Raw genomic sequence first — 13,392 nt, forward strand, 5'->3', positions numbered from 1 at the left:
CCCCCGATGCCGGCGTATGCTGATTCACCCTTGGTTTTGACCGTGCTGTTCACAGCCATGGTTTTGTCAACCGTTCCGTAAACCCGCCCCCCCCCGATGCCGGCGTCTGCATAGTCACCCGAGTTGACAATATGAACATCTTTCGCCCGGATATTACTGACTGTGCCAGTATCATCAACAACACAGGCTGCTAACCCGGTCGGCTTCGCGGAATTTTTTATATTGGCACGAGTAAACTGAAGGTCACTGATGTTGCCTTGCAGAGTGTCAACAAAACAGTCAGACAGGCCGCTGATAGTATGGCACTGCCCATCGTACTCCCCGGTGAATGTGCCAATGGGTTTATGGTCTTTACTGACAACAATATCCGCTGTCTGTTGATATTTGCCGTTTGGTGGAAATTCGGGATGTCGACCAATCTTGCCCAGGTCTTCTGCATTATTAATCTGTTTCGAATTCGCATACTGAAAAGAGCTGGCCAGCGTGCCAAGGGCAAGTAGCCCTTTGGTTCCCTGACTCCCTTGATAGCGGGCCGTGGATGGCTGTTGAAAGGTTACGTCTTTCGAGCCGGGTTCTTTTTCCTGAGCCTCTTCCCGGGTTTCTTTTGATGTCTGTGGTAATTCCGGTTTTGTATCCGGCCCGGGCGAACCGCTCCCGGACCAGGCACTGGCCATATCTTTCGCTATGAAAAGGATGGAACTCGACGGCAGGATAGTTGCTGTGGCCAGTCGCAGAAGATCTTCCACTGCTTTGCGGGAGTTGAAACCGAGGCAAGGATCTTCTGTTGGAATCAATGATTTCGCAAATGCTTTAGAAATAGCAACGCCATGGCCGAGCCAGGAATATTCGGCGCCATTCCCTGAACATTGGGAAGACGTGTCACATAATGGTTGCTGAATGGATTGCTGAATGGGTTGCTGAATCATAAACAGGACTCCTGATGTTGTCGTACATGGTTTCAATGAGTTTGACGGGTTGTCGTTATCGTAAGCCTCAGCACTCCGTTCGTCCTGAGTGCTGAGCTTGTCGAAGCATCGAAGGGCGCAAACTCCGGGCCATGATAGATCGTGCCAACACACTTCGACTCCGCTCAGGATGAACGGAGTTGGTACACGTCAATCTCATTGAAATGATGTAGTAGTGCATAACAGTACATTAGAAAGTGCACAAAAAATGACGGCGCACTCCCTTGTTCGTTTATGCAGTGACGTAAAAGTTCCCGGGTTATGTTTTTTTTAGTGGGCGCGATGCCTACGTTAAAAGTGTCGTGTTATCTTTATACTTGAATGGTGGTAAAACTAATTAAAATTAGCGAAAAATGTAGCGTTTTAATCCTTCCACCTTATTGATGGCCGTTTATTCAGATGTAATTATGTATTCCTGTTCGTCTATGCAGTGACGTAAAATTTTCGAGTTATTTTTTTTATTTTAGGGTTTAAAAAGTCACACCATCGTTTATCCATTAGCCAATTTCTTTTTTTGCACCATCGAAAACCAGCCCGTCAACCGCCCAAAAAAGAAGCATCCCTGATCAGCAGGGCAGTCTATTCTCGGCCAACTGCTTAGGAATTGTCCCGAAATAATTTCCACATTTTGGGCTCGATCTCCGTTCATCCTGAGTGCTGAACTTGTCGAAGCATCGAAGGGTGATTGGCACAATACATGAGGCCGGAGTTCACGCCCTTCGACAGGCTCAGGACGAACGTAGTACATGGTTTCAATGAGTTTGACGTGTACGATCTCCGTTCACCCTGAGCGGAGTCGAAGGGTGCTTGGCACGATCTATCAGAGTCCGGAGTTTCCGCCTTTAGGCCCTATGGGTCCTTCGATGCTTCGACAAGCTCAGCACTCAGGACGAACGGAGTGCGGAGGCACGACAACCCGTCAAACTCATTGAAACCATGTAGTAGTTTTGAAACTCAGAAATGTCGAAGTTATTTCAGGACAGCTCATCAGCCATTGGGGAATCAGCGCTCTGGTGCAGTGGTCAGGCCAAAATGCTGCTGTGAAAAAGCAACCCGTTCTTCAATAGGCAGGTCATGTTTTCGAAGGGATTCAATCATTTTCAGCCTGGGCTCGATCCCCTGGCCATTGGCAATCTGAATCGCCAGCCCCGGTCGGGCGTTGAGCTCCAGAATCAGAGGGCCAAGATGTTTATCCAGCACCAGATCGACACCCAGGTAGCCCAGGTTGGTCATCTCATAGCAGGCAGCAGACAGGCATAATATCTTATGCCAGTGGGGCACATTGAGGGTTGAGAAATTGTGGCCCGTATCCGGATGAAGGCTGACCGGCAAATCATGCTGCACACTTCTCAGGCTGTTGCCGGTTGCCATGTCCAGGCCGACGCCGACTGCCCCCTGGTGCAGGTTGGCCTTGCCATCGGATTTCCGGGTGGCCAGGCGCATCATCGCCATAACCGGAAAGCCCCGGAACACAATGACCCGGATATCCGGTACACCTTCAAAGCTGTAGTCATTAAAAATGGGGTCAGCGACGATCAGGTTTTCGATAACGGCGAAGTCTGATTTGCCGCCCAGACTGTAGAGACCGCCGAGAATATTGGACACATCACGGCTAATGGCGTCAAAGGATAGACTTTCGCCGCTGGCCTTGACGTATCGATCACCATCACGACCGGTAATCACCAGAATGCCTTTGCCGCCACTGCCCTTGGCCGGTTTGATAACAAACTTATCCAGTGGTTCCAGAATGCCCTTTAACTTGCGGATATCGGACTGGTATTCAATCACGCCAATCAGTTTTGGTACATCAACACCGGCTTTCTCGGCCATGCGTTTGGTGGTCAGTTTGTCGTCCACCAGGGGCAGGAGGCGTCTGGGGTTATATCGGGAGATATAATTCAGGTTGCGGCTGTTCATGCTGAGTATCCCGGACTCTCTGAGCCGGGAGGGTGTGGTAATTGAGTTTTTTGCCAGCGTGTTGTGCACAAAGCTTGTTAACCATCCCATGGAAACCGACCTCTACTTATCCGAATGAACCAGTGGATAGAACCGCTTGAGTTCAAGCATTCGATAGCCAGTGTACTGACCAAGCAGCAGAACAATGCCCAACAAGGTGAGCATCAGTTCAGGGAAGTTGAAGGTGAGCTGTTCAACAATGGGATTGGACATCAACAGGTAACTCAGGGTGGCTACCAGAAGACTGCCGCCGCCTTCTTTCACGACATCGCCGGGGCCTTCTTCTTCCCAGAGGATGGACATCCGCTCAATGGTCCATGCCAGAATGATCATCGGGAAGAAAGTGACCGTCAGTGCCTGGGTGATGCCCAGCTTCCAGCTGAAGATACTCATGGCGGCCATGATCAGAATGACTACAATGATGACAGCCCCCAGCCGTGCAACTAGCAGCATGTTTTGCTGACTGAGGAAAGACCGTATCCATAAACCAATGGATACCAGGGAGGTGAAAATCACCAGCCCGGGTATTAATTGAGTTTGCAGGAAAGCCATGGCAATAAGCACCGGCATAAAGGTGCCGGAGGTGCGCAGACCAACGATGATGCGCATAAATAGCACAACCAATACCCCGATCGGTATCAACAGAATGATCTTAAAGGCATTCTGGACTTCCAATGGCAGGGAGTAGATGGAAAAGTCTATTAAGGCGGCACCATCCTGGTTTGCCTGAGTGAGTGCCAGCTCCCGGGTTGGCGCATTCTGGGAGATAATAGAGAACCGGACGTCAGAGTTAACCCCGCCCATCACATCCAGTAGTGATTTGGCCCCGCGCTGCCAGAGAAAGAAGGCGTCCGGGTTGCCTGCTTTACCGGTTTTGGGATCAAAGAGCTGCCATTCGGTGCCATCATAAACCTCTATCATGTCGATAATGGGTTGTCTGCGTCGGCCATCTTCCAGGTGCAGGCCCCGGACAATGCGAGCGGGGATATTATTCATGTGGAGTAGATTGACCAGCAAGTCCGGAAGCTTGACCCCTTCTTCCACCATGCCGAGCAGCATATTGGTGTTCTGGCCGGGTTCTTTGGCATTAAACTGGCTGATCATGGAGCCGGCAAAACTGACCGTGTCTGCTGAGTGTTCAGTCACCTGTTTTAACAGGCTTTTGGCCGCGGTTTGATAGGGCTCCGGAAGCACGGGCGCAATGAACGGTTCGGGCTGGTCATTCACGTTGGGGTTGATGCCGGGCTCCAGCCGGATCTTAACCTTATAAAACAGATCCTGGCGACCATCCGCTTTGCGGATGCTCCAGACGGCACGGCGCTGACCGCCATCATTGGTCTGGTTAATGCCGTAGCCGGGTGAGGCAAAGGATTCATCGAGAATTCTTACATCGGGCTGCTGATCCGGAAGGGTCAGGCTTGCCTGGGCAGCCTGTCCCCGGGCTTTGAAGCTTACCCAGGCTTCAATACTCCAGACAGTAGAGACATCCTTGCCCAATAGCGGAAAACCCAGTGCAAAGTGTTTGTACAGGGTTAATCCAAGGCCGGCAACAATCAGTCCGGCAATCATAAGGCCAAGCTGAAAACGACCTTTCATTCTTTTCCTCGCTTTTAACTGTCTATCTTGGGTTCAGTTGATATAAGGGAGCCTGGCTAAACGGTGCCCGGCTAGTACATGGTTTCAATGTCCAGGCTGGGTTTCCTCTATCAATGACGCCCAAACTCCATTCGTCCTGAGCCTGCCGAAGGACCCATAGGGCCTAAAGGCGGAAACTCCGGACTCTGATAGATCGTGCCAATCACCCTTCGACTCCGCTCAGGGTGAACGGAGATGGTACACACACTCTTTGAAAAGGTGTACCAGGCTGTATGCCGCTCAGGGCTTTTTTTCCGCTCAGGGCTGTTTTTCCGCTCAGGGCTGTTTGGTATCCGATGTGTATTCTCTGGATACATCCACAAGCGCTCGTTTTTCAAGGAAACGGGCACCGATCAATGCCGGGAATTCATAGTTTTCCCGGCTGCGCAAAGTGAATTGTGTCGGTACAAGGATGTCACCAATGCTGGCGTTCAACGTGATCACCGGGCGTCGTTCAGGCTCTTCTCCATGACGTTTGATCCGAACAAACCGGGTGACCGGCTCCTGCATGGATATAAGGTCACCAGTGGAGTTTGCCAATCGGAAGCGAACCCAGTCTTGGCCATCTTTTTCGAAAAACTCCATATCCCGTGCATCTATGGATGAGGTCAGGGCACCGGTATCAATTCGGGCTTTGAGGACCGTATCGGCATCAGGCAGCGTCATATGTTCAACAGCGCCCACGGTGACCAGACCTTTAATGCTGACCGGTTTGATGATAGCCCTGGTGTAGGATTTCTGGGTAACGGGAACCAGGGCTTTACGGTTATTGGAGCTGATCACCGTTTTAGTGGCAATATGCTTCTGATTGACGTCGATAACGGCCAGATCCTGCATAAAGCTGCGCCCGATCAGCAGCGGTGACTCATAGTTGCTGCGATCAGTCAGTGAAACAGGCACTGACTGGGTAATGTCACCGATGGTTATGGTCATCATGACAATTGGGCGCTCCACCGATGGGAGCCCCGGACGTTTGATCCGGGTGACACTTTTCAGCGGTAACTCCATCAGCTCAGTCCCTATGGACGTACGATGCAGCTCAAACCTGACCCACTTTTTGCCATCACGCTCAAAAAACTGGATCTCTCTGGCATCCACGGAACTGTTTTCTGCGCCGGTATCCAGCTTTGCCTCCATTTTGAGGTTCAGGTTTGGCAGGGTAGCGGTTTCGTTGATGCCAAGAACGAGCAGGCCATCCTGGTGAGCCGGTGTCTGGATGGTCTGCTCACGAATGGTAATCGTATGGGTATCGGCAGGAGGCTTTGTTTGTGCCTCGGGCCTTGCTGGCACCATGGGGTGTTCCGACGTCTCCGGAACTGGAACGGGTTGGGTAGTACGAGAATCGTCCTTGGCAGGACGCTCTTTATAAAAAGCTGTCTGGCATCCGGTTAAAATCATGGTTAAAACGAATAAAGCTGGCAGAGCCAAGTTGCGGAACATGTGACAAGCACTACGTTTTTTTGGGGACTATTTAAGGCGCACGCATTGTATGCGTGCAGCCATGGCGGTTGCCTGTCATCAACAAAACCGTAGTGCCTAAAGGAGTCCGGTGATAGTGGCTGAAGTATTGGCAACTAAAAGCGCAGAAGCTTACTTGATCTGCCTTCGCTTGCCAATTGTTAATCTTGACTAAATTCTGAGATATCTCTGCAGCCGCTCTATAAGCCAGCCCGGATAGCCAGGCTACCCGGGTAACAAACAATGGTTGTGATTTATTATGGCGTTTGACAGTTCGAAGCAGGTCTGATGATCAAGCCAATTAGAACGGTAATGATTAATACAGCCAGAGACGGAAGTAGCCAGACCAGGTGTGCTTCATAGCCGGGCATCATGCTGAAAGGCTGTAAAAAAGGCTGTAGCACTGAAAAATCTTTTATGCGAAGTGCATCAATGATGCTGAAGGTGAAAATGACCGCCAGTGTGGCCCGGTAAGTCAGGACGGGCCTGGGCAGCCAGTCACGAATAAGCCCCAGGAAAATCAATGTTATGGAGATTGGGTAGAGAATCAGAAGTACCGGAATAAAAAGGTCAATAATCTCGTTTAACTCCATATTGGCAAAAAAGACACAGACAATGCTGATGACGGTGACAATGGTTCGATAGCTGACCCTATCGAACATTTCATCAAAGTACTCACTGGCGGCGGTGATACAGCCAATGGCCGTAGTCAGACAGGCCAGGGTGACCACAGCCGCGAGCAGTGCTATCCCGGTGGTTCCGAACAGTGTCTCGGCATAAAGGGTCAGGATTTGCCCGCCGTTGTCCGGATCGGGGGCTATCTCCCGGCTGGTGGCTCCCAGGTAGAAAAGAGAGAGGTACACCAGGGCAAGCCCGGCCGCTGCGATGATGCCGGTAATGATACTGTAATGAAACAGGCTGGACTTATCTTCAATACCATGGGACTTGAGATTGGTGATGATGACAATGCCGAACATCAGTGCTGCGAGGGCATCCATGGTCATATAACCCTCAAGGAATCCCTTGATAACCGGCGATTCGGTATAAGTACCCATGGCCTGCCCGGGAATACCGAGTGGTGAAAAAATGGGGGAGAGGCCGAGAATGACCAGCAGGGCAATCAGCGCCGGAGTGATCAGTTCGCCTACCGACTCCAGCAGTTTTCCGGGCCGGATAGACAGATACCAGGAGATACTGAAAAAGATCAGGCTGAATATCAGCTGGCTGAGCTTGCCGGGTTCCGCCAGAAACGGTGTGATTCCCACTTCAAAAGAGACCAGGGCGGTCCTTGGAACGGCATACAAGGGGCCAATAATCAGGTAAATGCAGGAGCCAAGGGCGATGATCAGGGCTCTGGGCATTTCGCCACTGATTTCGTTGAATCCGCCACCCACTCTGGCGATGGCAACAATGCCCAATAGTGGCAGGCCGACGCCGGTAAGCAGGAAGCCTGCAGCGGCATACCACATATCCTGACCTGCCAGTTGTCCCACCATGGGGGGGAAAATCAGGTTTCCTGCCCCGAGAAACATGGCAAATACCATAAACCCCATACCGACAATATTCTGTAAACTCAGTTTTTGTTTCATGTTTTCAGCTTCCAGAATTCCCGATTATTGAAGTTTTACCGGGATCTGCTCCTTTTTTACATTAATTAAATAGTCTTTCTGATGACAGATAACCAGCTGCCTGCTATCAGTATGGACGCTATCTGTGAAAGTGGTAGCAGGGCAATCGACGAGCCTGAAAAGCATGACGGCAATCATTTAATGATTGCCCGGTGGTGCTGAACAAAGGTCATCATGGGGCTGATCATTGCTGATTTGCTGCAAGCTTTCCTGCAACAGGCAGATCAGGGTTTCATGATCACCGGCTTCCAGGAAAACATCCGGGCTTTGGCTCAGCCGGTTGTCCCAGAGCACTGCCATATTGTAGGGCTCACCAAAGGGTGGAATGGCTCCGGGCTCGCAGTCTTTGAACCTGGAGTTAAGTTCGTGTTCTGTGGCGAACTGCAGTTTTGAGTTGGTGATTTGGCTCACCTGGTGAATATTGACCCGGTTGGCCGCAGGTAAAATGGCCATCAGGTAGTGATCAAGACTATCTTTCAGGACCACTGCCTTGGCCAGCTGGTGCAATGGAATCCGGGCGGCGATGGCGCTCTGCACGGAACTTTTGCTGGGTTGATGTCGGATGGTTTGATAGGGAATATGCTGCCTGGCAAGGTAATCGTAAACTGTGTTGGCAATGCTCATGATGAAATCACCCCAGTAAATTCTGGCTTGAGGTGAAAAGAGTATAGCCGCTGATGGTTGTATTTCAGGGGCTATCGGTATTACAACCAGCCTTTACGTTTAAAAAACAGAAAGGTGGCTAACGCGCTCAACAACATCAGTCCGAGTGCAATTGGGTAGCCGAACTCAATCGAGAGCTCTGGCATGATTTTGAAATTCATCCCGTAAATACTGGCAATCAGTGTCGGCGGGAGGAACATAACGGCGGCCACTGAGAAAATCTTGATTATGTTGTTTTGCTCAAGATTGATGTAGCCCATGGTGGACTCCATCAGAAAGTTGATTTTCTCGAACAGGAAGCCGGTGTGTGGTGTCAGGGATTCAATATCCCGAAGCATATCCCTGATATTGTCCTTCTGTTCATCATTGAGCATGTGGCTGCATGCGCGCATCAGGTAACGAAGTGAGCGCTGGGTATCCAGCAGATTCAACCTGACTTTGCCATTCAGGTCCTCCTGAAGTGTGATAGTGCGCAGCTGCTCATCAACATCTTTATACTGCTCTGACAGCGCATTCTGGCTGACTTCTTCCAGGTCCTCGTAAACCTCTTCCAGAGTATCAGCAAGGTATTCAACCTTGGCATCAAACAGCGCAATGATCACCTCCAGAGGCGTTGCTGCCTTGATATGCTGGGTTTTAAGGTGTTTGCGCATCAGCCTGAATAAACCGGTGGGCTCATCCTGAAGGGTGATCAGTTTATCGGGTCTGAGGTTGAATGCGACGTTAATATTTCTCAGCTCGTGGCCGGACCTGTGGGGAAACAGGGAGCGAATATGTATACCGCTTTCGGTTTCAAAGTAGCGGGAGGAAATTTCAATCTCTCCCAGATCTTCTTCTTCGGGCAGGCAGCCCGGGAAGTGGGTTGTTAACCATTGGTGCTCAGCACTGTCCGGCTCTGTTGCTTCCAGCCATATAGTGCCCTTGGCCGACGGGAAATCTGGCGACACCCGGTCAATGGAAAACTGGTTATCCTGAGCACTATAGGCAAAGATCATAGTTACTGCCTTATTGATAACGAAATAGATTGGCTGACTCGAAGTTATAGTGCCAGCCACCAAACTATCTATCTGAACGACCAGACCCTGAATATTTCAAAAAACAACGGAGGATATTGTCATTTCAGATTTCAGAGGGTTGCACCGTTTGGTCACAAAAAAGGAGAGGGATTGTACGATAATTGACTTCTATTAGGATAGTGGGAATGTGCTAGTACATGGTTTCAATGAGTTTGGCGGGTTGTCGTGCCTCCGCACTCCGTTCGTCCTGAGTGCTGAGCTTGTCGAAGCATCGAAGGACCCATAGGGCCTAAAGGCGGAAACTCCGGACTCTGATAGATCGTGCCAAGCACCCTTCGACTCCGCTCAGGGTGAACGGAGATTGTACACGTCAAACTCATTGAAACCATGTACCAGGTGCTACTAAACTGGCAGGGTAGTATAAGGAAAGAGACTGGGCTGAACGCTCTGATGACGGGGAGGCGCTACACCCGCAAAACGGTCTCAATGCAGGTCGGATCGCGAGCCGACTCGTGCCCCAACCGCATGCATCATGAAACTCAGTTATCAAGGTGTAATGGCATCATGGCTTGACGCTTCACGCAGTACATGGATTAATGCACTGCATATTTCGTTACAGCTCGCAGCCTCCCGAATGGCCTTACCATTATGGTCAGCTATGATAAAACTGTCTTCGACCTTTTCCCCAAAGGTGGCAATTTTGGCACCGTGTACCTGCAGATCCAGTCTGGCGAAGGTTTTGCCGATCAGGGTAAGCAGTCCGGGGCGGTCTGTTGCGGTAATATCCAGCACTGTTTGCCTGGGTTCAATCTGGTTGCTGATCAGCACCGCAGGCTCCCGGTTAAAATAGCGCAGTTGCCGTGGTGTGCGACGGCGGATAAGGTCCGGGAATGTGTCCGGCGCAGACAGGGTATTCTGCAGGTGCGTTTTGATGTCCAGTATCCGTTCGGCATTGGGCCCGATGGCAGAGCCATCTTCTTCAAGCACGGTATAGGTATCAAGGCTGTAGTTACTTCTGGAGGTAATGATACGGGCATCCTGAATGGCCAGTCCCAGCTGATGAAACGCTGCTACTGTGGCAGCAAACAGATTGGACTGGTCATGGGTATAGACAAACACGCTTGACCCCTGGTGCTCATAACCATCGGCAATTTCCGGAATCAGGATCAGCGGCTTTTCTGAGTCATGCTGGAGAATACCTTTGGTCTGCCAGCTGATTTCATCACTTTGGTGACGGAGAAAATACTCATCATTAAACTGATCCCAGAGGTAGGATATGTCTTCCTCTTTCAAGCCTTGTTCGATTAACAGAGCCATTGCCCGTTGTTTGGTGTTGGCTATCTGCTCATTCATTTCCGGCAGATTATCTACGCCCCGTTTCAAAAGCTGGTGGGTTTGCGAGAAAAGCTGTTGTAACAGAGAGGCTCTCCAGCCATTCCAAAGCCCGGGGTTGGTGGCATTAATATCCGCTACTGTCAGGAGGTAAAGGTACTTCAGTCGTTCCCGGGTACCGACACGCCGTGCGAAGTCCTGAATCACTTTCGGGTCGGACAGATCTTTTTTCTGAGCGGTGACGGACATGGTCAGGTGTTCCTGGACCAGCCAGACAATCAGCGCAGTATCTTCTTTATTCAGGCCATGAACACGACAGAATTGCTGTGCATCCTCGGCACCGAGCTGGGAGTGATCGCCTCCACGGCCTTTACCGATATCGTGGTAAAGGCCTGCCAGATAAAGTAATTCCGGTTTGGGAATTCTATGGATGATTCTTGAGGCAATAGGAAACTGCTGGTGGCTCTTTTGGTAGGAAAAACTTCGCAGGTACTTTATCAATAACAGGGTGTGGGCATCCACCGTGAGTGTGTGGAAAAGATCGTACTGCATCTGCCCTATGATTCGACCAAACTCCGGAAGGTAGCGACCCAGTATGCCGTAGCGGGCCAGCCTTCTTAACGACGCTGTTAAAGCATAGGGGGCACGCATGAGTTCCAGAAACAGCCTTGTACATCTTGGGTCTTTGCGAAAAGTACCGTCTACCAGGTGGCGGTAATCTCTCAGCAGTCGTATGGTTTCAGCGGTGGGACCGTGGATTTTCTGATCCCGGGTGAGCAGCACAAACATCTCCAGAATCGCGGGCGGGTGTTCGGCAAAGACTCTATCGTGCACGGTTTCAATGTAGTTATTGCATACCTGGAAACGTTCATTAATGGCATGAACTTTATGAACGATGCCAGCGCTGAGGATATCGTCGTCAAAATGTTGCAGCAGCAGGTCTTTTAGCTGGCTGACAATCATGACCGTGCGAAAGTAGCTCTGCATAAACTGCTCTACCGCCAAAGCGCCTGTGTGGTCGTGATAACCGAACTGGCTGGCCAGCGTTCGCTGGTGGTCAAACAGCAGGCGATCTTCTCCCCGCCCGGTCAGGGAGTGAAGTGCCCAGCGGATTTTCCAGAGAAATGCCCGGCACCTCTGCAGCTGCTGATATTCAACATTGCTCAGGAATCCAAGCTCCATAAGCTCAGCGGGATCATGAGTCCCGTAGTGGCGACGGGCCACCCATCCCAGCATATGCAGATCCCGAAGGCCGCCCGGTGAACCCTTGATATTTGGCTCCAGATCATATTCGGTATCATTATATTTACGGTGCCGTTTACGTTGTTCATCGAATTTTGCCTGAAGATACCGTTGACTGGGCCACATATTTTCAGTGTCAATCAGGTCCAACAGGTGTTCGTGCAGAAATGCCGGACCGGATATCACCCGGGACTCTATCAGGTTGGTGATGATGGTCAGATCGTCAGCGGCCTGGCTGGCACACTCATCAAGGGAGCGGACACTGGAGCCGACTTTTAATCCGATATCCCAGAGTAAGGTCAGGAAATGTTCGATCGCATCCTGGTGTTCATCGTAATGGTCTTTTTCCAGCAGTATCAGAATGTCAATGTCGGATCCGGGGTGCAGCTCCCCTCTGCCGTAACCGCCAACGGCCAGTAGGGCAATGGGGCAGCTGTCACTCCAGTTCAGATGTTCCCAGGCCAGGCGCAGAATCTGATCCATCAACCAAGCCCTGGCAAATACCAGCTGCTCTATATTCATACCATCCAGAAACCATTGATCCATTTTGGATGTGGCTTCCTTGAGGCATTTCTTATAGGCCGGAATCGGGGTTTTGGAAATTGTTAAGTCCGCCCGGAACTGACTCTTGTTGAAAAGATGATCCTGAACAGAGGTTGGGATTTTCTGAAACGGATTGCTCATTATTAGAAGTTTTCTTCTTTTCGTTTGGTGAGCACTTCATAGCCTGTAGCGGTTACAGCAATGGTGTGTTCCCACTGGGCAGAAGGGCGTCGATCTCTGGTTACCGCAGTCCAGCCATCGCCCAGAAGTTTGGTTCCTTTCTTGCCAGCATTGATCATTGGTTCGATAGTAAATGTCATGCCCTCTTGCAGGACACAGTCATTTCTGTCGTTATAACCCTCATAGTGGATGACCTGTGGGTCTTCATGGAACACACTGCCAATGCCATGGCCGCAGTACTCTTCCACAACTGAGAAATGATTGCCGTGGGCATGTCTGGCAATTACACGACCGATATCGCTTAGACGGTTGCCTGGTTTCACTTGCTCAATGCCCAGATAGAGGCACTCCTGAGTCACCTGTACCAGCCTCTGGTTAAACGGTTGAACGTCACCAACCAGGAACATTTTGCTGGTATCGCCATGGTAGCCATCTTTGATCACAGTGATATCAATATTAACAACGTCGCCGCTTTTCAGAAATTTTTTGTCACTGGGAATGCCGTGACAAACGACCTGGTTGATGGAAATGCAGGTAGACTTGGGGAAGCCGGGTCTGCCCGGGGCTGCGCCGTAGTTCAATGGGGCAGGAATTGCCTTCTGCACATTGACAATATAATCATGGCAGAGGCTATCCAGTTCGCCGGTTGAGACGCCGGGCAGCACATGGGGTTCGATCATTTCCAGCACTTCAGCGGCCAGACGGCCAGCGATGCGCATCTTTTCAATTTCTTCAGGGGTTTTGATGGTTACATTCATTGTCAGGTCAGGCCAC

The 13,392-nt window shown here is 50.7% G+C and carries 9 protein-coding genes; all 9 read right to left on the minus strand.

Features of this window, described 5'->3' with window-relative positions; genetic code table 11:
- Positions 1-926: hypothetical protein (locus tag ACO6UY_RS10135; RefSeq protein WP_422489800.1), on the minus strand; the 926-nt coding region annotated here is incomplete at its 3' end.
- Between the two features lie 1,041 nt (positions 927-1,967).
- Positions 1,968-2,972 (minus strand): alpha-L-glutamate ligase-like protein, encoded by a 1,005-nt coding sequence (locus ACO6UY_RS10140; RefSeq protein ID WP_422445399.1) that lies wholly within the window; start codon positions 2,970-2,972, stop codon positions 1,968-1,970.
- Between the two features lie 12 nt (positions 2,973-2,984).
- A complete protein-coding gene (locus ACO6UY_RS10145) occupies positions 2,985-4,517 on the minus strand; it encodes a UUP1 family membrane protein (RefSeq protein WP_422468427.1) in 1,533 nt (510 codons plus the stop codon).
- A 315-nt stretch (positions 4,518-4,832) separates the two neighbouring features.
- The gene (locus tag ACO6UY_RS10150; protein WP_422462473.1) at positions 4,833-5,954 is read right to left on the minus strand and encodes an ATP-dependent zinc protease; all 1,122 of its coding nucleotides are present in this window, start codon (positions 5,952-5,954) and stop codon (positions 4,833-4,835) included.
- Positions 5,955-6,271: 317 nt separating this feature from the next.
- Positions 6,272-7,603, minus strand: coding sequence for a branched-chain amino acid transport system II carrier protein (brnQ, locus tag ACO6UY_RS10155; RefSeq protein ID WP_422445394.1), 1,332 nt, complete (start codon positions 7,601-7,603; stop codon positions 6,272-6,274).
- 177 nt (positions 7,604-7,780) lie between these two features.
- Positions 7,781-8,266, minus strand: a complete 486-nt coding sequence (locus ACO6UY_RS10160; protein WP_422445392.1) for an aminoacyl-tRNA deacylase — start codon at positions 8,264-8,266, stop codon at positions 7,781-7,783.
- An 80-nt stretch (positions 8,267-8,346) separates the two neighbouring features.
- Positions 8,347-9,300, minus strand: coding sequence for a magnesium/cobalt transporter CorA (corA, locus tag ACO6UY_RS10165; protein WP_422445390.1), 954 nt, complete (start codon positions 9,298-9,300; stop codon positions 8,347-8,349).
- A gap of 567 nt (positions 9,301-9,867) precedes the next feature.
- Positions 9,868-12,579 (minus strand): [protein-PII] uridylyltransferase, encoded by a 2,712-nt coding sequence (gene glnD / locus ACO6UY_RS10170; RefSeq protein ID WP_422445388.1) that lies wholly within the window; start codon positions 12,577-12,579, stop codon positions 9,868-9,870.
- 2 nt (positions 12,580-12,581) lie between these two features.
- Complete coding sequence (gene map / locus ACO6UY_RS10175) at positions 12,582-13,376, minus strand: type I methionyl aminopeptidase (protein ID WP_422445386.1); 795 nt, start codon at positions 13,374-13,376, stop codon at positions 12,582-12,584.
- Positions 13,377-13,392 lie beyond the last annotated feature (16 nt).

The sequence above is a fragment of the Endozoicomonas sp. ALE010 genome (genome assembly GCF_049310165.1).
Taxonomy (GTDB): Bacteria; Pseudomonadota; Gammaproteobacteria; order Pseudomonadales; family Endozoicomonadaceae; genus Endozoicomonas.

Excerpts from the sequence above, each read along its gene's own strand:
- ACO6UY_RS10160 (WP_422445392.1), bottom strand. The coding sequence starts at position 8,266 with ATGAGCATTGCCAACACAGTTTACGATTACCTTGCCAGGCAGCATATT.
- glnD (WP_422445388.1), bottom strand. The coding sequence starts at position 12,579 with ATGAGCAATCCGTTTCAGAAAATCCCAACCTCTGTTCAGGATCATCTT.
- ACO6UY_RS10140 (WP_422445399.1), bottom strand. The coding sequence starts at position 2,972 with ATGGGATGGTTAACAAGCTTTGTGCACAACACGCTGGCAAAAAACTCA.
- brnQ (WP_422445394.1), bottom strand. The coding sequence starts at position 7,603 with ATGAAACAAAAACTGAGTTTACAGAATATTGTCGGTATGGGGTTTATG.
- map (WP_422445386.1), bottom strand. The coding sequence starts at position 13,376 with ATGAATGTAACCATCAAAACCCCTGAAGAAATTGAAAAGATGCGCATC.
- ACO6UY_RS10145 (WP_422468427.1), bottom strand. The coding sequence starts at position 4,517 with ATGAAAGGTCGTTTTCAGCTTGGCCTTATGATTGCCGGACTGATTGTT.
- corA (WP_422445390.1), bottom strand. The coding sequence starts at position 9,300 with ATGATCTTTGCCTATAGTGCTCAGGATAACCAGTTTTCCATTGACCGG.
- ACO6UY_RS10150 (WP_422462473.1), bottom strand. The coding sequence starts at position 5,954 with ATGATTTTAACCGGATGCCAGACAGCTTTTTATAAAGAGCGTCCTGCC.